The organism is Alysiella sp., assembly GCF_030525755.1.
In the GTDB taxonomy this organism is placed as follows: domain Bacteria; phylum Pseudomonadota; class Gammaproteobacteria; order Burkholderiales; family Neisseriaceae; genus Simonsiella.
Genome location: NZ_JAUNEC010000018.1, coordinates 1 through 21018, shown reverse-complemented (window position 1 = coordinate 21018; position 21018 = coordinate 1). Strand labels below are relative to the sequence as shown.

The window sequence follows — 21018 nt, the reverse complement described above, 5'->3', positions numbered from 1 at the left end:
CTGAAAACAAATATGATTATCCCCACTTTCAAAAAATTAGGATAAATACCATGAAACAATCTGATTTTTATCAACAATTAAACGAACTCAAACCCACATCATCATTCACAGGCGCAGCATGGTCGGTATTGGTAATTGGCGTAGTGTCGTTCTTGGTCGGCATTGTGCGCGTGGATACATTGGCTTTAAGTGAAAAAGGCTTTTATGTCGCGGTATTGGCTTTGGGTTTGTACGCTGCCATCAGTTTGCAAAAGACCGTGCGCGACAAAGCAGAAGGTTTACCTGTCTCACAAATGTATTGGACGATTAGCTGGGTGGCATTGGCTCTATCAATTTTCTTGTTAATCATTGGCTTATATAATTCCGAATTGCAACTCAACGAAAAAGGCTTTTACGGTTTAGCATTCACACAAAGCCTATTTGCAATTATCGTCATTCAGAAAAACAGCCGCGATGTACAACGCATTAATGAAGTGCTGGCACATTTAAGTGGGCGGCTACATACTGATGATGAATAAAAAACAATAGGCTGCCTGAAACCATTCAGGCAGTTTTTTCATTTTCAGGCAGCTTAACGTACTTTTTCACGCTAAAATGTCTCCTTTTCTCACCGCAATCAGGAACAAAAGACCATGCCCCCTATTCTCGCTTTTGACATTGAAACCATACCCGATGCCACAGCCATTCGTTTGCTCAATGGGCTGCCTGAAAATTTGAGCGATGCTGAAGTGGTGGAATTTGCCATGCAGCAACGGCGTGCGAAAAATGGCAGCGATTTCATGCCACATCATTTGCATCGCGTTGTGGCAATTTCCTGTTGCTTGCGTTGGAATGACAAAATCCACATTGGCACTTTGGGCAAACCCAATAGCAGCGAAGCAGAACTAGTGGGCGAGTTTTTCAAGTTGGTCGGCAAATACACGCCGCAATTGGTCAGCTGGAATGGAGGAGGATTTGATTTACCTGTCTTGCATTATCGCGCCTTGATACATGGCATTCAGGCAGCCCGTTATTGGGACATGGGCGATGGTGATTTTGGCGACAGTCGCGATTTCAAGTGGAACAACTACATCAGCCGCTACCACAACCGCCATACTGATTTAATGGATTTGCTTGCGCTGTATGGCGGTCGTGCCAACGCACCTTTGGACGAAATGGCAAAATTATGTGGTTTTCCTGGTAAATTGGGCATGGATGGCAGCCAAGTTTGGCAAGCTTTTCAAGAGGGTAAAATCCATGAAATCCGTGATTATTGCGAAACCGATGCCGCAAATACCTATTTGTTGTTCCAACGTTTTCGCTTGATGAATGGTGCACTTTCACACGAAGAATACGAAACCGAAATAGAAAAATTACACGAGTATTTACAAAGTATTGTGGAAGCAGAAGACACACAACATTGGGCAGAGTTTTTAGACACTTGGATTTAAAACACAATCAGGCTAAAGCCGTTGCAAAACTCGGCTTTCAGCGACAGATTTCATATTTGTCCTGTTTTATGGTCGTTTCAAATACAAATCGTACAACGTTACCAAGTTCTGACATTTCATACCGCATAGGTCGGATACTTGTATCCAACAAATTTGGTGTTCTAATCAGAAAATGTCTGAATATTGGCAAAATAAAAAATTGTCGTGTACTGGCAGGCTGCCTGAAAACAAGATATAAAAGCCAAAGCCCTTTCAGGCAGCCTTTGCTATAATGGCATTTTTTTACATTCTGTTTGCCATGATTATCCACCCCAATTTTGACCCCATTGCCATACCCATTTACGGCAATTTTGCAATACGTTGGTACGCATTAAGTTACATTGTGGCTTTTATGCTGTTTATTTGGCTCGGTCGCCGTCGCATCAAAGCAGGCAATACCGTGTTTACCCACGAAATGCTGGACAATTTGCTCACTTACGGCGTTGTAGGTGTAATTTTAGGAGGACGACTGGGCTACATTCTGTTTTATAACTTCCAAGAATACCTTGCCAATCCATTGGCTGCCTTAAAAATTTGGGAAGGCGGTATGTCGTTTCATGGTGGCTTTCTCGGCGTACTGGCAGCCTGCTTCCTGTTTGCCCAAAAACACAAATTGCGCTTTTGGCAAGTCATGGACTTTGTTGCACCACTTGTCCCAACAGGTTTGGCATCAGGGCGCATCGGCAACTTCATCAATGGTGAATTATGGGGACGCGTTACCAACCCCAACGCTTTTTGGGCAATGGGTTTTCCACAAGCACAACAAACCGATGCCGTCTTGGCAAACAATAATCCACAATACACCGAATGGTTTTTACAATACACCATGTTGCCACGCCATCCTTCACAACTCTATCAATTCGCATTAGAAGGCATGACTTTATTTGTAATTGTGTGGTGGTTTGCCAAAAAACCACGTCCCGAAGGACAAATCGCCATGCTGTTTTTAGGTGGTTATGGCTTATTCCGTTTTATCGCTGAATTTGCTCGTGAACCTGATGCACACTTGGGTTTGCTGTTTTTCCAGCTTTCTATGGGACAAATTTTGAGTTTACCCATGATAATTTTGGGTCTCATTGGGTTCATGTATTTTGGCAAGAAAAACAAATTGTCCTATCCCATTTAAAGGCTTTCAGGCAACCTGAAAACCACACTAACTACCATGCTCACCGATTTAGAAAAAAACGCCATACGCGACCACTATCGCACCATTTCCGAAAATTTGCCGCATTTTCGTCCACGCGCTGCACAGCGTGAAATGATTGCTGCAATTGCCAATGCCTTCGCACGCAGCGTGGAACGTCAAGACGGCGAAAACGCACCCAAACGTGAAGGAGAAAGCATTGCCGTAATTGAAGGTCCAACAGGGGTAGGCAAAAGTCTGGCATATTTGCTGGCAGGCGGCATCATGGCACAATCGCGTGGCAAACGATTGATTGTGTCCAGTGCAACCGTGGCTTTACAAGAACAATTGGTCGGGCGTGATTTACCCTTTGTGGTAACACACAGCGGTTTGGAAATGAGTTTTGCATTGGCAAAAGGACGTGGACGCTATTTGTGTCCCTATAAACTTTATCAACTCACACAAACCAACGCCCAACAAAGTTTACTTGGTATGGAAACCCCTGCAATATTGTGGGACAGCAAACCCAAAAAAGAAGATTTGGACATGCTGCACACTATGGCAGAACGTTTTGCCACACGCCAATTCAATGGCGACCGCGACACTTGGGCAGAAAAATTGGACGATAATTTATGGCAAAAAGTTACCAACGACCGTCATGGCTGCCTGAAAAACGCCTGCCCCAATCGCCCAGAATGTCCATTCTTCTTGGCGCGTGATATTTTAGAAACCGTAGATGTGGTGGTTGCCAACCATGATTTATTGCTCGCCGACATCGCGATGGGAGGGGGTGTAATTCTGCCTGCGCCCGAACACAGTTTTTATTGTATTGACGAAGCACATCATCTACCCAAAAAAGCATTAAGCCGTTTTGCTGCCGAACATTCTTGGTTGCAAGCAGTATGGACTATGGAGAAATTGCCACAACAAACCGCCAAAATCGCCACTGTGTGCGACAAAGTGGAATTGGCAAATTTAGCTGATGAAGCCGCTGCCGCCATGCTGGAAAACCTGAACGAATGGCAGTTTTACTTACACGATGCACCCGAACTCAATGAATCAGGCGAACATGAAAACGTATGGCTGTGGCAAGACGGTACCATTCCCGAAGGCTTGGAAAACTTGGTGCAAAACTGCCATGTGGTTGCTCAAAATTTACTGAAAAACATCAATGGCTTGAATGATGCACTTACCGCTACACGCCGTGAAAAAGACCAAGATACTGCACAAATTGACCGCTTAACCACTGAATTTGGCTTTTTTGTGGCACGCGCCGAACAAATCGCTGCGGTATGGGAATTGATAGCAACCACGCCCAAAGACGACCACGAACCACCATTGGCAAAATGGGTAACGCGTATTCGTGATGATAACAAAAATGATTGGTTGTTCAACGCCAGTCCAATAAGCAGTGCAGCCATGTTGGCAAGCGGTTTATGGCGGCGTGCAGCAGGCGTGGTGCTGACTTCCGCTACTTTACAAAGTCTAGGTAGTTTCAAACTCATATTGCAACAAACAGGTTTATCGTGGCTGCCTGAAACCACCACGCTTGCGCTACAAAGTCCTTTTAATTTTGCCGAACAAGGCGAACTTTATATTCCACCCGTATCCGCCAGTCCCAAAGACCCCACTGCCCATACCGAAGAAATCGCCCAATGGTTGCCTAAACTCATCAGCGACAGCGAACCGATTGGGACTCTGGTGCTGTTCACATCACGCAAACAAATGCAAGAAGTGGCATTCAGGCTGCCTGAAAACCATTTACCGCTGATTTTGATGCAAGGTGAACAGTCCAAAAGCAAACTTTTGGAACAACATTATGCCGCACTCAAAAACGGCAAACCCAGCATCATTTTTGGTTTAGACAGTTTTGCCGAAGGCTTGGATTTACCAGGTGAAGCCTGTGTTCACGTCATCATCGCCAAACTGCCGTTTTCCATGCCCGACAACCCAATAGAAAAAACCCAAAGTCGCTGGATTGAAAAACGCGGCGGCAAACCGTTTATGGAAATTACCGTACCCGAAGCCAGCATCAAATTGATACAAGCTGTTGGGCGCTTGATTCGCACCGAACAAGATTACGGTCGTGTTACCATTTTGGACAACCGCGTCAAAACCCAACAATACGGCAAACAAATGCTGGCGTGCCTACCACCATTTAAACGAATAGGCTAGGATTTTCAGGCTGCCTGAAACAAGGTAAAATTTGCCCCTTTTTTCAGGCTGCCTGAAACCGAGTGCCACAAAACAAAAAGCACAAATCTCAATTTCACTCTCACTCATTAACCTTTTTTTCCTGCTGCGGAGCAAACATGATTTACTTACTGATTGTCCTACTGATTGCCGTTTTGGGCATTTTGTTGCATCTGCAACGACAACAGGAAGCCGCATGGCAGCAAGAATTAAACCAATTATCCGTGCCCAAACACACATCACCTCCCTTATCCGAATCCAATTTAACCTACCAACTGATTGATGAAAAAGAAGAAAATCACAATCAGGACAATACCATGCTACCTGAAAATACGGCTTTCGGGTTGGCAGATGACAACAAAATGACAACCGATGAAGTACTGACTTGTGAAACAGAAGATACCCCATCACACATTGAAATCAACAACACAACCGTTCAAACGCTTCAAAATGAAGAAATCGACATTGAAATTGATTTAAACGAAGCCCTACCATTCCCCCATACCGAGCCCAAGCACCGCGTTGTACCATTAGAAACCATTACACTTGCCGAAGCCACACGCGTGTTACGTCGTCCATTAAGTGAAGCATTGAACGACCAACACGAAGCAGACATCATCATAGATGCCGCCGAAAAAGCCGAAATCATTACGCTGAACGACCCAAATCTCACGCGTGTTCGCCAGCGCACATTCGCAGAAACCGAAATGCTGTTGCATACCGAACTGCCTACCACCAAGCTACCTGAACAGCAAGCAGAAACTGCCCCAATCCAGCTTTTGGTTCACACCGATGGTGATGACCATACCCACAAAAGTGAAACCGGCTTATCCGATGCCATCACGCAAGATGTATGGCAACACATTCAGCACCCACCACGTCAAGCTACCATACAAACCATAGACATGGCAGAAATTCAAGAGACCCTATCGCGCCAACGCAGTGCACGTCAAAAATTGGCTGCACAAAATTGGCAACAACAAACCGAGAACACCAACAAATCTCTGCCAGAAATCCCAGCTGATGAAGTATGGGCGAATTTATCGCACAACCGCTTATCTGTGGTGCGTTCACGTGAAAATGTACGCACACGCCAAACATGGGACACAGCAGGCAACACCAGTAAACCAACACACCATTTTACACCCCAACACAACCGTCCCAGCACCACATTGCTGCCTGAAAACAGTGTTGCCATTGCCCCCACACCCATTTTCCCCAATACCAACAGCCCCGCTCCCGAAATTGTTGAACCACCGCAATTTCCCGAACACACCGCAGCCGATGCCTTCGCTGCCGATTTTTTCCATTCCAACAGCAAAGGCATCGCCTACCCCACTTACAAACGCATTACAGAAACACCTGAACCCACCAACAAAACCGTTTCAGGCAGCTTGAAGACCCCCAACCACGATGAAGAGACCCATACTTTAACCGAAGCCGATTTTGAAGCCTATTACAACACACAAAATCAGGAAACCGATGAGTACCACACCCATACAGATGAACACACATCATGGGCAGGTACATGGTTTCATGACGAAAACGATGAGCTGCCTGAAAACACCCTTCCCCCCTTATCGCTGTTGTTGCCACCAGAACACAATCCCGATGCGGTACAAAGCCCAGAAGCATTATTGGAAAACAGCATCATCATTGAAGAAAAATTGGCAGAGTACCGCGTTAAGGTCAAAGTTCTGGATTCTATTGCAGGACCCGTGATTACCCGTTATGAAGTTGAACCCGATGTTGGTGTGCGTGGTAATTCTGTATTAAGTTTAGAAAAAGACTTGGCTCGCAGTTTAGGCGTAGCCGCCATTCGCGTAGTGGAAACCATACCAGGCAAAACCTGCATGGGTTTGGAATTGCCCAATCCCAAACGCCAAATGATACGTTTAAGCGAAATTTTCAATTCTCCCGAATTTGAAAACAGCCCATCTAAACTCACCTTGGCACTCGGTCAAGACATCACAGGCGCACCAGTCGTTACCGACCTTGCCAAAGCACCACATTTATTGGTGGCAGGCACAACAGGTTCAGGCAAATCCGTAGGCGTAAACAGCATGATTTTGTCCATGCTTTATAAAGCCACACCCGAAGACGTACGCATGATTATGATAGACCCCAAAATGCTTGAATTGAGCATTTACGAAGGTATTCCCCATCTGCTTGCACCTGTTGTTACCGACATGAAACTGGCTGCCAACGCGCTGAACTGGTGCGTGAACGAAATGGAAAAACGCTACCGCTTAATGAGTCATGTTGGCGTGCGTAATTTGGCAGGCTACAACGAAAAAATCCGCGAAGCTGCCCAACAAGGACGCAAAATCACCAATCCATTCAGCTTCACACCCCACGATGCCGAGCCACTAGAAAAACTGCCATTTATTGTCGTGATTGTGGACGAATTTGCCGATTTGATGATGGTGGCAGGCAAGCAAATTGAACAACAAATTGCCCGCCTTGCCCAAAAAGCACGCGCCGCAGGCATTCATCTGATTTTGGCAACCCAACGCCCCAGCGTGGACGTGATTACAGGCTTGATTAAAGCCAATATTCCCACGCGCATTGCGTTTCAAGTGTCCAGCAAAATTGACAGCCGCACCGTGTTAGACCAAATGGGCGCAGAAAACCTGCTTGGTCAAGGTGATATGCTGTTCCTACCACCTGGAACAGGCTATCCACAGCGCGTACACGGTGCATTTGTTGCTGACAGCGAAGTACACCAAATCGTTGAATACTTAAAACAATTTGGTGAACCCGAATACATAGACGAAATTTTATCGCCTGAACAAGCGGAATTCAGTTTTGATGGTTCAGGCAGCAATGGTGAACGCGACCCACTTTTTGACCAAGCCGTAGATGTGATTTTACGCACCCAAAAAGCCACCATTTCATCACTGCAACGCCATTTACGCATCGGTTACAATAAAGCCGCCACCATCATAGACCAGCTGGAAGCCGAAGGCATCGTATCTGCTGCCGACCACGCAGGCAAACGCACCATTTTGGCGCGTGGCAGCGAACAATGATTTCAGGCAGCCTGTTTTAAAGAAAGCGCATTTATGGACATTGGTACAGCCGCAAGACAAAGTGATTTAGCAACAGTCAAACAGATTTTGGCTGATTGTCCCGAAGCCATTTTTTCAGTTAATTCAGTTGGTTTTAATGCCTTGCATCAAGCCTTGATTGCCGATAATTGCGGCAACGTCAATGCCGAATTGGTGCGCTTTTTGGTGGAAGCAGGCTGCCCGATTAACCAATTAAGTCAAGATGGCAGAACACCATTGTGGATTGCCGCAGAATTTTGTCCTGATGTTGAAGTGGTGCAATATTTGATTGAACAGGGTGCAGATTTGTCGCTGCTGATACGAAATGGTTGCCATATTGTTGATGCCATTGATAATTTAAGTGAACAAAAAGTCGTTCAACGCCTGTTGAGCCAATTAACCCAGCACCCGATTCCCACGCCACCGCCGCCACCCAAATATCCCGATGTGCGTGCCGATACTGCCATTTGGCGCAAAACCACTGCCGCCATCAAAAAAGCCTTTTTGCAATTGGAAAAAAGCCACAACATGATTGCGCTGCCTAACGCCAGTTATACGGTAGATGAATGCGTTGTGGAATGTGTGGATAAACGCACAAGCATGGCAAATTCATCTGAATTTGATGCCTATTGTTTCTATACCGAACCCAATAAAGACCGCGCCCGCGAAAGTGGCACGCTTTATTTGCATTACGGTTTATTTGACGCAGAAAATGAAACCAGATTAATCCAAATCGCCGAAAACATCATCGCAACCATGCAGGAACACGGTTTTGAAACCGAATGGTCAGGTCAAACAAAAGATTGCATTATTGTGTGGCTGCAACCTTTTTATCAAACTTTTCAGGCAGCCTTTTAGTACACAACAAAAATATTTTGAATGTTTGTTGATTGACTCCCTCTCCTTTTGGGAGAGAGCTGTGGAGAGGGGATAAGCTAACTTAAAAATTGCCGTGTACCAAAAGGCTGCCTGAAAAAATATTTTCATAAATAACAAGGAAAAACAATGAGTAATAACAAAACTTGGTCGGGACGTTTCAACGAACCCGTGTCGGAATTGGTCAAACAATACACAGGCTCGATTGATTTTGACAAACGCTTGGCAAAATGGGACATTCAGGGCTCGCTGGCACACGCACAAATGTTGCACGAAGCGGGCGTGTTGTCGGCGGAAGATTTGCAAGCCATTCAAAACGGCATGGCGGAAATTCAAGCGGAAATTGATTCAGGCAGCCTGAAATGGTCGTTGGATTTGGAAGACGTACACATGAATATTGAACGCCGCTTAACCGACAAAATCGGCGACGCGGGCAAGCGTTTGCACACAGGGCGCAGCCGCAACGACCAAGTGGCAACCGATATTCGCCTGTGGTTGCGCGATGAAATCAGTACCATTCGTTTTTTAATCAAAGATTTACAGGCGGCATTACTGGAATTGGCAAGCAACAATGTGCACACGGTCATGCCGGGTTTTACCCATTTGCAAGTGGCGCAACCTGTGAGTTTCGCTCATCATCTGCTGGCGTATGTGGAAATGCTGGGACGCGATGATGAACGCATGGCAGATTGCCGCAAGCGTGTGAACCGAATGCCTTTGGGGGCGGCGGCGTTGGCAGGGACGACTTTCCCTATTCAACGCGAAACCACCGCCAAATTGCTTGATTTTGAACAAATTTGCCAAAATTCGCTGGACGCGGTTTCCGACCGCGATTTTGCGATTGAATTTACCGCCGCCGCCAGCTTGCTGATGGTGCATTTGAGCCGTTTGAGCGAAGAATTGATTATTTGGATGTCGCCACGTTTTGCGTTTATTGATATTGCCGACCGTTTTTGTACGGGTTCGTCCATCATGCCGCAAAAGAAAAACCCAGATGTGCCAGAGTTAGTGCGCGGCAAATCGGGGCGCGTAGTGGGTCATTTAACAGGCTTGATTTTGTTGATGAAATCGCAACCTTTGGCGTACAACAAAGACAATCAGGAAGACAAAGAACCTTTGTTTGACACGGTGGACACCGTGATTGACACGCTGCGGATTTATGCCGACATGATGCGCGGCATTACCGTGAAACCCGAAAACATGCGCGCGGCTGTGTTGCAAGGCTTTGCGACCGCGACCGATTTGGCGGATTATTTGGTGAAAAAAGGTTTGCCGTTCCGCGACAGTCATGAAGTGGTGGCGTTGGCTGTGCGTCATGCCGATACGCAACAATGTGATTTGGCGGATTTGCCTTTGACTGTGTTGCAAGGATTCAGCGCATTGATTGAAAATGATGTTTACGATGTGCTGACGCCCGAAGGCAGCCTGAATGCGCGTAATCACATTGGCGGCACCGCGCCCGAGCAAGTGCGCCAGCAAATTGCGCGTTGGCAAAAATTGTTGGCGGAATGATTTAGAATTGTGGAATGGAAATGTATGGTCGTTTCCAATTAACACAGACAAAACAACAACGAGAGTTTTGTACACCCAGTAATATAAGGGCGTTGTTGGCAACGTTGTACGATTTGTATTTGAAACAACTATACTATTAAGTGAATTCAATTTAAACTAATACAACGTTGCCAGCTCACTTATGTACTGTGTACACGACAAACATTATTGCTCCTTGTACTGCTTCTCACTTCTACGACCATATAATAACACCAAATCAATTTCCTAAAACATCATCAAAAAAGCTGCCTGAAATTTTCAGGCAGCTTTATTTAGGGAAATTTTATTTTTCCATTATTCAGCAGAAACCACAAGCAATTTGATTGTTGCTACTGCATCAGCATGCAATGCAATTTCCACATCGTATTCGCCAACTGCTTTAAATGGACCTTCTGGCAAACGCACATTTGATTTAACCACTTCCACGCCAGTTGCTTTGATGGCATCAGCGATGTCTGCATTGGTAACCGAACCGAACAAACGACCGTCCACACCAGCCTTTTGTGCCACAGTAATAGTTTGACCATCCAATTTGGCTTGACGGGCTTGGGCATCAGCCAAGATTGCGGCTTGTTTGGCTTCCAATTCAGCGCGACGAGCTTCAAACTCTTTCAAGTTTGCTTCAGTAGCACGTTTGGCTTTGGAAGTAGGAATTAAGAAATTGCGTGCGTAACCGTTTTTTACTGTTACCACATCACCCAAGTCGCCTAAACCAGCAACGCGTTCCAACAAGATAATTTGCATGATGTTAAACTCCTAATTATTTGTGTTGGTCGGTGTAAGGCAACAGAGCCAAGAAACGAGCACGTTTCACAGCCACAGCCAACTGACGTTGGTAGTGTGCTTTAGTGCCAGTAATGCGAGCAGGAATGATTTTGCCGTTTTCGGTAATAAAATCTTTCAGCAAATCAACTTGTTTGTAATCCACTTCTTGGATTTTTTCTGCAGTGAAACGGCAGAATTTGCGGCGTTTAAATGTTTGACGAGCCATGTCGTTTTAACCTTTATATTCTTGAATTTCTTGAATACGCAACATTGGACGTAATGTTTTTTGATTTTTTTGTGCTAAAAAACCTTTAACACAAACCATTAAACCTTGCTTATGTTGCCAAATGGTTGCTGCTTGACCAATGATTTTTGCAGGAAGTTCAAATACCACTTTACATGGTAAGCCATTTTCAACTTGTATGCTTTCATGCTGCAACACGAGTTCCAAAACTGCCACACCTGCTGGCGTATAACGCAAAACATCAATCCGGTGTAATTTAGCAACCAATGTGAAATGATTTTCCAAATTTAAGCTTCTGCAACTTCTTCAGCAGTTGCTTCGCCATTCAGCAAGTTTTTGGATTTTTCCTCTTTCATCATGGGAGAGGCTTCTGTTACCGCTGCTTTGGTCTGAATGGTCAAATGACGCAATACGGCATCATTAAAACGGAAACCCGTTTCCAATTCTTCAATTGCAGCAGGACTTGCTTCTACATTCATCAAAACATAGTGTGCTTTGTGGATTTTGTTAATTGGGTAAGCCAACTGACGACGACCCCAATCTTCCAAACGATGGATTTGACCACCTGATTCGGTAATAACGGATTTATAGCGTTCAACCATAGCAGGAACTTGTTCGCTTTGGTCTGGATGAACGATAAACACGATCTCATAATGACGCATGTTTGTCTCCTTACGGTTTTAAACAGCCCTTCATCATGCGAAAACAAAGGGCAAGGTTGCAAAACGTTTAATTATACAGCCAAATGAAACAAAAAGGCAATTCATTCTTTCAGTTTTCCTGAATTAACGGGCGGGTATGATACCCATAAGTTGTTTTAATGAAACGGTTTGCCCCATTATGCTGCTGTAATATGCCGTGTTTGCCATGACTTTTTTCACATAATCACGGGTTTCTGTAAAAGGAATGGTTTCAGCATAAATCGCGCCTTCTAATCTATGACCAGCTTGCCATTTTCTTGCTCTGCCTGGACCTGCATTGTAGCCTGCGGTTGCCAAAACTTCATTGTTTTGCAAATTACGGCGCGCATCTGCCATATACCATGTACCCATGCGAATATTACCATCCATTGTGTACAGTTCACGGCTATTCATGCCAATTTTTCGGGCAATTTCATTTGCGGTTGCAGGCATCACTTGCATCAAACCTTGTGCACCTACACTGGATTGTGCACCCATAACAAAGCGACTTTCTTGGCGAATCAAACCATAAACCCAAGCTGGATTAACACCATGCTGTACTGCATAATGACTGATTAAATTGCGAAATGGTGTGGGATAACGCAAAGGGTAATCCAATAATTGGTTGGTTCGTTCCGCGCTGTTAATCGCCATTTCATAAAACTCATGTCCAAATGCCAACTTTGCTGCTGCCAAAAGCGTGGCTTCACTCATGCCACGCGTAGCATAACGCCACTCTGCTTGTGCCTGGCGGCGCATTTTCCAATCACCATTTTGTTTACTGGTGTAATACAAAGATAAAGCACGATGAATGGCACCGTCTTTTGCCAAATGTTGTACTTGTGCATCAGATGCAGGAGCAACATTATTTTGTGTATTGATGCGACCACCCAATTCTTCAGTCGCCAAAATGGCATAGAAATTCCGACCTGTCTGCGCAGCTGCCTGAAAATGGGGTTGCGCTTGCGTGTGTTTGCCTTGTACCGCATAACTGCGCGCCAACCAATATTGCCAAGTTGGGTCTGCCTGTAATTTGGCAGGCATACTGCGAATCACTTGATTGACTTCTTGCCATTGTTGTAGGCGTAAAGCGGCTCGTGCATACCATTCAAGTTGTTCGGTATTCAACTGCGAACGTTCTGCCAGACGGTAAAACTGTAAGGCTTGTGTCATATTTTGGTTTTTGGCATGCGCCAAAGCCAAAACACCCCATGCAAAGCCCATTTGTTCACGATTCAGGCTGCCTGAAAGGGCATTCAGCCGTTCTGCTGCGGCATCGGGTGTTTTTTGTGCATTCGGAGAAATGATGTTACGCAACAGATTTTCTTGCACCCCTTGCCCTGTTGTGCCATTTAATGAACTGCCTAAAGCGTTTGCCAAATGATTGGCATCTGTGATGTGTCCATTGCTGATTAAGCCACGTACACGCCGCCATGCGCGTGAAGGATTGAACGCACCTTGTCGTGCCATTTCTTGCAATAAAGCATTACAGCCTTGTGGCAACTTGCCTGTGCTTTCAAATAAATCGTAAATAAACTCATTAGCTTGTACTTCTACACCATAATAATGGGCATAACAACGCACTTCTTGATTACGTCCATCAGCTGCCAATTTGCGATACTCTTGAGCAAATTGCTGAATTTGTCCCCGCCTGCCCAAGCTGGAGAGCCATTCATTGCGTACGCTTTCAGCCATTGCACTTTGACTTTGGTTTACCAAAAACTGTGCAACCATAACATCATTGCCATTCTTTGCAGCTGTTAATACACCATCGAGCCGTCTGAAATCCGCAATGGTTTTATCAGGTGTTTCAATAGGACGCAAATGATTGAATGAAAATGCTGTTTGATGACTGGATACGGAATTCAAAACTTGTACAGACGTTTGGGTTTGCGGTGCAACTTGACGCAGTGCCGATGAAGAACACGCTGCCAACGTGCCGAATGCTGCCAATGCACTAAAACTCAATATGTATGAAGTGCGTTTCCATTTATTCATTCTTGTTGTCCTTGTAAATTAAATCATTCTGGCGGTTTAGGCTGCCTGAAAACGAATTATTGAATTGGCTCATCAATTTTGAACTTCAAGCGAATCTGATTCTGCTGTTTCTTTTTGTTGTTTAATCAAGAATTGCGAAAATGCCAATAAATCGTCAAACACCAAAGTATGTTCAGGCAGCTTATCGGCATCTTTTTCCAGAGTTTTCATGCCTTTGCCTGTTTTGACCAAAACAGCTTGACCACCTACGCTAGCAATCGCTTGTAGATCACGTAAACTGTCGCCAACCAAATAGGTTTCACTGGCTTCTGCATTGAAACGACGCAAAATATCCACAATCATGCCACTTTTGGGTTTGCGACAATCGCAATTGTGCTCGGGTAAATGTGGGCAAAACCAAATGCCACTAATTTCGCCACCCGCTTGATGCACCAATTTGTGCATTTTAGCGTGCATTTCATGGAGTGTTTCCACGCTGAAATAAGTACGCCCAATTCCCGATTGATTGGTGGCAACCACAAGGGTATAACCCACTTGTGTGAGAAATGCAATTGCATCCATGCTGCCATCTATGACTTGCCATTCTTCGGGTGATTTCACAAAATCATCGCGGTCGTGGTTAATCACGCCATCACGGTCTAAAATAATCAGTTTCATGTTTCAGGCAGCCTGTTTCAAGATGTTTAAGTGATTTCAGGCAGCCAATTTAAAATAGCGATAAGGGCTGCCTGAAAAATCAATGGATATGTTCATTGTACCACGCAATAAATTCATCAGGCGGCACATAACCCAACAAAGCTTCGCTGCGACTGCCGTCTGTTTTTAAAATAAACAAACCAGGCGGACCAAATAAACCGTATTCTTTTAATAAATCCCGATGCTCTGGCGTATTCGCAGTAACGTCTATTTTCAGCAATCGCTCCATTGGTATCGCTGCCTGAACCGAGCTTTGGTTAAAAGTTTTGGCTTCCATTTCTTTACATGAAACACACCAATCGGCATAAAAATCCAACAACACAGGCTGTCCTGATTGGTCAGCAAGCATTTGATTGATTTTGTCTTTCAATACTTGAACATCACTCATTTTTTGCCCCTGCACTGCATTTTTATCGGGTTCATGCAAAGTCAGAAAGCCATGTAACACCGTTGTACCACTCATTGTGAAACTATTCACACCAAACCAAATACCTCCGATTGCCAAAATACTTGCCAAACCCATCATGACAACTTTCAAGCTGCCTGAAAGACGTTTACAACCCCACAACAGCAATGCAGCAGGCACAATCAATAAAGCTGTGTACAAAGTCGCAGAAACCGCATAACCCAAATATGGCGATGCCAAATAAACTGCCACAAACAATAAAATCACACCAAACGCATATTTGATGCCGTCCATCCACTTACCTGCGCGTGGCAAGATGTGTCCGCCGAATGTACCTACCAAAATCAATGGTATACCTGTCCCCAACGCCAAGACATAAAGTGCAACACCACCCAAAACAGCATCGCCTGTTTGCCCAATATAGCCCAAGGCAAAAGCCAATGGTGGTGCAACACAAGGTCCCACAATCAAGGCAGACAACATACCCATACCAAATACGGACACCATTTTACCGCCCGATAATTGATTACTTTTATTTTGAAAATGGCTTTGTACAGCCGCAGGCAGTTGTAGATTAAATACACCAAACATCGCCAAAGCGAGCAAGACCATTATCGCTGATGCAGCCAAAACAACCCAAACCTGTTGCAACCAAATGGTTAAAAGCGCACCCGTTAAACCCGCAATCACGCCAACCAATGCATAAGTGAGTGCCAAGCCCTGTACGTAAAGCACAGACAAAATGAATGCACGGCGTTTACTGCTGCTTTTGTCGCCCACAATGATGCTGGAAACAATAGGCAACAATGGATACATACAAGCAGTCAAACTCAATGCCACCCCGGCCACAAAAAACGCCAATAAATTCAATCCTAAAGTATCACGAGATAATTTAAAACGATTGTTTGTATTATGGGATTCAGCATTTATGAACGAAGGAGTCGCAACCGAATCCACTCTTGCGCCCCCTTGTGACTTTTTTAAAAAAAGTGATACCCCTTTTTCCATTACAAACGGTGCCTGATATACACCGCTGCCTGAAACATTAAATTCAGTTTCAACAGGTGGGTAACATACCCCCACATCGGCACAACCTTGATAATGCAAAGTCAATTTATATGGACTGTCGGTATTTTTAAGCGGCCAAGTTACACCACCATTGTGATAATAAACCTGCTGCTTACCAAAAAATTCATCTTCCTTTTCTTTACCTGGACTGAAAACAGGTTCAGCCAAAATACCTTCTACATCAGTTTGCGCCGTAATTTTGCTTTGATACAGATAATAACCATCAGCGATATCAAATTGCACCGATACCGCTTTATCGTTCACTTGAACCACAGGCACAAAGGCTTCTTCTGGCGACAACAGTTGTGCAGGATCAACTGCCGCCCAAACCACAGGTAACAAACCACAAAACAACAATAAAGTACAAAATATTTTTTTCATTTTTATCCAATCTAAAAACCTATGTTCATAATCCTGAGGGCAATTTTCTATTACCTCATCACACACTTACTGCGTTGGATTTTAGCCAAATTCGTAAACTCACTCTCATACCAATAATCCATTATTTGGAACAAAAATCCACCTTGTATTCGCATGATTTTGCGATAAAAACCCATCTATCCATCTTATCAAATACCAAGTTCTAATTGTTTCAGGCAGCCTGAAAACCATTTCAAGCTGCCTGAAATCACAAATTACCACACAATTTAAACACTATTCTGCCAAAATCTCATTTGTCGTCGCAGGATTTTGCAAAATATGTTGGGCTTGCACCAAGCAATCAGGCGAAATGTCGCTGATTTTGGCACAACTGGTTAAAGTCATCGCCACGCGCATTTCTTTTTCAAACAAATTGAGCAGATTAGCCACACCTGCCTCACCGTGTGTTGCCAACGCGTACACCCAAGCACGACCTATCATGGTACAATCCGCACCCAAGGCCAACATACGCACCACATCCAAGCCGCTTCGTATGCCTGAATCTACCAAAATTTTGATATCGCCTTTTACTGCATTAGCAATCGCAGGCAGAGCGCGTGCCGATGACAACACGCCGTCCAGTTGACGACCACCGTGATTGGACACAACTATGCCGTCTGCACCGAACTTCACTGCATCGCGTGCATCATCTGGGTCTAAAATACCCTTAATAATCATTGGACCGTCCCAAAAATCACGAATCCACTCCAAATCTTTCCATGAAATCGCTGGGTCAAAATTGGCTGCCAAATAACCAATATAGTCCTGTAACCCAATCTCTTTACCCATGTATTTGGAAATATTACCCAAATCATGTGGCTTACCATTCAAGCCCACATCAATCGCCCATTGCGGATGGAAAACTGACTGAATATAACGGCGAATTTCCGCGTAAGGTCCGCTCATGCCAGAGTGTGCATCGCGGTAACGCGCACCAGGGGTGGGCATATCTACCGTAAAAACCAGCGTGGAGCAGCCAGCCGCTTTGGCGCGTTCCAGTACATTGGTCATGAAACCACGGTCTTTTAGCACATAAAGCTGAAACCACATCGGGCGTTTGATTGCTGGCACGACTTCTTCAATCGGGCAAACCGACACAGTAGAAAGCGTAAACGGAATGCCTTTTTGGTCGGCGGCGCGAGCTGCCTGTACTTCGCCGCGCCGTGCATACATACCCGTTAAGCCCACAGGGGCGAGCGTTACGGGCATAGACAATTTTTCGCCAAATAGTTCAATGCCCAAATCCAGTTGCGACATATCTTTCAACACGCGTTGGCGCAGGGCAATGTCAGCCAAATCCGACACATTACGCTGCAAAGTGCGTTCAGCATATGCACCGCCGTCAATGTAGTGAAACAAAAATGGGGGTAAACGGCGACGTGCGCCTTCGCGGTAATCGCTGGCAGATGAAATAATCATGATTTCTCTCTTTAAAATTTTGATGTATACCCTTAATTGGCATCGTTTTAATGCAAACCAAATTCAATTATACAATAAAAATGCCAAATTCCGCACAGCAGCATATAATGAACCCTCTATTTCAGGCAGCCTATTTTTAACATTTTCCATTTAATTCTCAAATCATGACTTTGTGCATTATCCCAGCGCGTGGCGGCAGCAAACGCATTCCACGCAAAAACATCAAAATATTCAACGGCAAACCCATGATTGCACACAGCATTTTGGCAGCGAAAAATTCAGGCTGCTTTGAGCGGATTATCGTATCCACAGATGACACGGAAATCGCCCAAATCTCACAACAATATGGTGCGGAAGTGCCATTTACGCGCCCAGCCGAATTGTCGGACGATTTTGCGACCACAGGCACAGTTATGGCTCATGCTGTTGATTTTATGTTAAAACAAGGAAATTGGCAGGGCAAGATGGCATGTTGTTTGTACGCGACTGCGCCGTTTGTGCTGGCAAGCGATTTGCAAATTGGCGCAACAAAATTGCGTGAAATGGGCGCAGATTTTGCTTTTTCGCTGACCGACTACGCTTTCCCTATTCAACGCGCCCTAAAATTGAGCGAAAACGGTGAAGTGGCGATGTTTCAGCCCGAAATGTTTGCCGTGCGTTCGCAAGATTTGGCAAGAGCCTGGCATGACGCAGGGCAATTTTATTGGGGAACGGTAGCCGCATGGCTGACACAAAAACCGATTTTCAACAGCCAAAGCGTGGGCGTAAAATTGCCACGTTATCGCGTACAAGATATTGATACACCTGATGATTGGGAAAGGGCGGAATTGTTGGCAAAAATTTTGCAGGCTGCCTGAAAGGTAAATCATGGAAAACAACATTGATTTACAACTTATTCCCAATAAAATCATCAGAATAATTGGTGAATTGCACAATCGCGGTTATCAATCTTTGTATTTGGATTGTGGTTTATCTCCAAGCGGTTTTCATTGGCGATATGCTGTTTTTACGCCCGATACGACATTGTTTAGTGGCTCATATGATGCAACAATATTAGCATTATCAGATTTTAATCAATGGGTTAAAAACTGGAATGCACCCATTTCAGTCTTGGCTGATGATTTTCTCGCCCATTTTCATGATGATTTACAATCCGCCAAGCAAGCCAATCAGGTATATGCAGAATGGTTTAATCAAGCAATTGAATATATTGAAGAAACTGGCTATTTTATTATGTTTTGTGATTTTGGTAGTGATGAAACCACGTGTTATGGCGACAACAAAACAAGACAAACATTACCTCTCCCTTATCACATGATGAAAACGAATTTTAAGGCTTTTTAAAATGAAATTCCTTTTCCGAGCAGACGCTTCCCTAGAAATCGGGAGCGGACACATTATGCGTTGTCTGACTTTGGCAAATGTCTTGCGCGAACAAGGACATAGCGCGAAATTCATCACACGCGCCCACATTGGGCATTTGGCAGATTTTATTGAAAAACAAGGGTTTGAGTGCATTTTACTGCCCAGCCCCCACCCTAGCCCTCCCCCGCAAGCAGGGGAGGGAAAATATGGGTTTTCAGGCAGCCTGAAACACGCCGCATGGCTAGGCACAACGCAAGAACGCGATTTTGCCGAATGCGAACCACATATCCTTGATTTTCAACCCGATTGGCTGATTTGCGACCATTACGCGCTGGACAAAACATGGGAAACCTTGGCGCAAAATGCCTGTGGTGCAAAAATCGCTGTGATTGACGATTTGCACGACCGACCGCACCAAGCCCATGTTTTGCTTGACCAAAATTTGGGGCGCACCGCCACCGATTACGCCAATTTGTTGCCGCCAAATTGTCGTGTTTTGGCTGGCACGCACTACGCGCTGTTGCGCCCCGAATTTGCTGCGTGGCGCGAGACCGCTTTGTCGCGCCACCCAAACAAACAGCGCGTTTTGCTGAATTTAGGCGGTGTGGATAAAGACAATATTACTTTGAAAATATTGGCAATTTTGGCGCAACATTTTTCAGGCAGCCTGAAAATCACGGTTGTGATGGGCGCAAGCGCACCGCACATCGCCAGCGTGCAACATTTCGCGCAAAATGCGCCATTTGATTGCCAAGTGATTGTTAATGCAAAAAATATGGCGGAAATCATGGCGCAATCCGATTGGGCAATAGGCGCGGCAGGCAGCACGTCTTGGGAACGCTGCTGCATGGCTTTGCCGAGTTTGTTGCTGATTTTAGCGGACAATCAGCGAGAAATTGCCCAGCAATTACAATCATTTGGCGCAGCGCAAGCCTTTGAATTGGCGGATTTGGGCACGCCCAATTTTATCCACAGCCTACACCATTTCCAAAACTTTGATTTTTTAGCGAAAATGTCGCAACAAGCCACACAAATACTGGACGGTTTCGGTACAAAACGGGTTGTTAATCAACTTATTGATTTATCAGAACAAAAAGACATTACCCACATTCGTGTCGCGCAAGACCATGATGTACAACGCCTGTTTGATTGGCGCAACCACGACACCATACGCCAATTTATGTTTCAACAAGAAAAACTGGTTTGGAAAAATCATCAAAATTGGTTTATAAAACAACTATCTAACCCTGATTTCAAGATGTTGATTTATTATGTGAATGATGTACCACAGGGTTATGTGTCTTTCAAAAAAATACAAGAAAATCAATGGGAATGGGGGTTTTATACCGCACCCGATTGTCCGCGTGGGCACGGCACAAAAATGGGGCGTTTGGCTTTGACGTGGGCGTTTACTGAATTAAATGCCTACAAAATTGAAGCTGTTGTTTTTAAAGAAAATATACCCAGTCTGAAAATGCACGAAAAATTAGGCTTTACTGCCGCCCTAAAACCTGTATTCAGGCAATTTAACACTCATAATTGTATAATATTTACCTTATTTAAGAATCAATTTTTATTTTAATCAAAAATCATTTAGTTAATTTCAACTTCACTAACCAATTAAACTTCCTGCAAAACATTATAGTTAATTAAAATAAAAGCCACTCACTAATACATCCATAAAACTGCCCATTT

At 44.7% G+C, this 21018-nt stretch carries 19 protein-coding genes; 10 read left to right on the top strand and 9 right to left on the bottom strand.

The features are described from left to right. Positions 1-50 precede the first annotated feature (50 nt). From yiaA to dinG, 4 genes are all read left to right on the top strand, one after another. Complete coding sequence (yiaA, locus tag Q4B82_RS04920; RefSeq protein ID WP_303065315.1) at positions 51-518, top strand: inner membrane protein YiaA; 468 nt, start codon at positions 51-53, stop codon at positions 516-518. A 114-nt stretch (positions 519-632) separates the two neighbouring features. Beyond that, a complete protein-coding gene (locus tag Q4B82_RS04915) occupies positions 633-1430 on the top strand; it encodes a 3'-5' exonuclease (RefSeq protein WP_303065314.1) in 798 nt (265 codons plus the stop codon). 298 nt (positions 1431-1728) lie between these two features. Beyond that, positions 1729-2595 (top strand): prolipoprotein diacylglyceryl transferase, encoded by an 867-nt coding sequence (lgt, locus tag Q4B82_RS04910; RefSeq protein ID WP_303065328.1) that lies wholly within the window; start codon positions 1729-1731, stop codon positions 2593-2595. A 36-nt stretch (positions 2596-2631) separates the two neighbouring features. After that, on the top strand, positions 2632-4767 hold the full coding sequence (dinG, locus tag Q4B82_RS04905) for an ATP-dependent DNA helicase DinG (RefSeq protein ID WP_303065313.1): 2136 nt from the start codon (positions 2632-2634) through the stop codon (positions 4765-4767). Here the strand turns inward: dinG and Q4B82_RS04900 are convergent. Next, positions 4741-4875: a hypothetical protein gene (locus Q4B82_RS04900; RefSeq protein ID WP_303065312.1), complete on the bottom strand. Its 135-nt coding sequence runs from the start codon at positions 4873-4875 to the stop codon at positions 4741-4743. The genes dinG and Q4B82_RS04900 overlap by 27 nt on opposite strands. A gap of 29 nt (positions 4876-4904) precedes the next feature. Between Q4B82_RS04900 and Q4B82_RS04895 the strand changes: the two genes are divergently transcribed. The 3 genes from Q4B82_RS04895 to argH all read left to right on the top strand — a co-directional run bounded on the left by Q4B82_RS04895 (position 4905) and on the right by argH (position 10223). Next, positions 4905-7817 (top strand): DNA translocase FtsK, encoded by a 2913-nt coding sequence (locus Q4B82_RS04895; RefSeq protein WP_303065311.1) that lies wholly within the window; start codon positions 4905-4907, stop codon positions 7815-7817. A 33-nt stretch (positions 7818-7850) separates the two neighbouring features. Next, positions 7851-8693: an ankyrin repeat domain-containing protein gene (locus Q4B82_RS04890; RefSeq protein WP_303065310.1), complete on the top strand. Its 843-nt coding sequence runs from the start codon at positions 7851-7853 to the stop codon at positions 8691-8693. Between the two features lie 147 nt (positions 8694-8840). Next, positions 8841-10223 carry an argininosuccinate lyase gene (gene argH / locus Q4B82_RS04885; RefSeq protein WP_303065309.1) on the top strand — a complete coding sequence of 461 codons (1383 nt, stop codon included), beginning with the start codon at positions 8841-8843 and terminating at the stop codon, positions 10221-10223. A gap of 333 nt (positions 10224-10556) precedes the next feature. Here argH and rplI read toward each other — a convergent pair whose 3' ends face one another. The 8 genes from rplI to lldD form a co-directional block, all read right to left on the bottom strand. Beyond that, a complete protein-coding gene (rplI, locus tag Q4B82_RS04880) occupies positions 10557-11006 on the bottom strand; it encodes a 50S ribosomal protein L9 (protein ID WP_303065308.1) in 450 nt (149 codons plus the stop codon). A 16-nt stretch (positions 11007-11022) separates the two neighbouring features. Continuing rightward, positions 11023-11253 (bottom strand): 30S ribosomal protein S18, encoded by a 231-nt coding sequence (rpsR, locus tag Q4B82_RS04875; protein ID WP_002641495.1) that lies wholly within the window; start codon positions 11251-11253, stop codon positions 11023-11025. Positions 11254-11259: 6 nt separating this feature from the next. Then, entirely contained in the window at positions 11260-11556 is a 297-nt protein-coding gene (gene priB / locus Q4B82_RS04870) for a primosomal replication protein N (protein ID WP_303065307.1), read from the bottom strand. 2 nt (positions 11557-11558) lie between these two features. Next, positions 11559-11933: a 30S ribosomal protein S6 gene (rpsF, locus tag Q4B82_RS04865; protein WP_303065306.1), complete on the bottom strand. Its 375-nt coding sequence runs from the start codon at positions 11931-11933 to the stop codon at positions 11559-11561. A 123-nt stretch (positions 11934-12056) separates the two neighbouring features. Beyond that, a complete protein-coding gene (locus Q4B82_RS04860; RefSeq protein WP_303065305.1) occupies positions 12057-13949 on the bottom strand; it encodes a lytic transglycosylase domain-containing protein in 1893 nt (630 codons plus the stop codon). Positions 13950-14021: 72 nt separating this feature from the next. Then, a complete protein-coding gene (gmhB, locus tag Q4B82_RS04855) occupies positions 14022-14606 on the bottom strand; it encodes a D-glycero-beta-D-manno-heptose 1,7-bisphosphate 7-phosphatase (protein ID WP_303065304.1) in 585 nt (194 codons plus the stop codon). Between the two features lie 79 nt (positions 14607-14685). Beyond that, entirely contained in the window at positions 14686-16500 is a 1815-nt protein-coding gene (dsbD, locus tag Q4B82_RS04850; protein WP_303065303.1) for a protein-disulfide reductase DsbD, read from the bottom strand. A 273-nt stretch (positions 16501-16773) separates the two neighbouring features. Further along, positions 16774-17958: an FMN-dependent L-lactate dehydrogenase LldD gene (gene lldD, locus Q4B82_RS04845; protein ID WP_303065302.1), complete on the bottom strand. Its 1185-nt coding sequence runs from the start codon at positions 17956-17958 to the stop codon at positions 16774-16776. A 164-nt stretch (positions 17959-18122) separates the two neighbouring features. Here lldD and pseF point away from each other — a divergent pair, with 164 nt between their 5' ends. The 3 genes from pseF to pseG are packed head-to-tail and all read left to right on the top strand — an operon-like array spanning position 18123 to position 20905. After that, on the top strand, positions 18123-18815 hold the full coding sequence (pseF, locus tag Q4B82_RS04840) for a pseudaminic acid cytidylyltransferase (protein WP_303065301.1): 693 nt from the start codon (positions 18123-18125) through the stop codon (positions 18813-18815). 10 nt (positions 18816-18825) lie between these two features. After that, positions 18826-19302: a hypothetical protein gene (locus tag Q4B82_RS04835; protein ID WP_303065300.1), complete on the top strand. Its 477-nt coding sequence runs from the start codon at positions 18826-18828 to the stop codon at positions 19300-19302. Position 19303: 1 nt separating this feature from the next. After that, positions 19304-20905 carry a UDP-2,4-diacetamido-2,4,6-trideoxy-beta-L-altropyranose hydrolase gene (gene pseG, locus Q4B82_RS04830; protein WP_303065299.1) on the top strand — a complete coding sequence of 534 codons (1602 nt, stop codon included), beginning with the start codon at positions 19304-19306 and terminating at the stop codon, positions 20903-20905. Positions 20906-21018 lie beyond the last annotated feature (113 nt).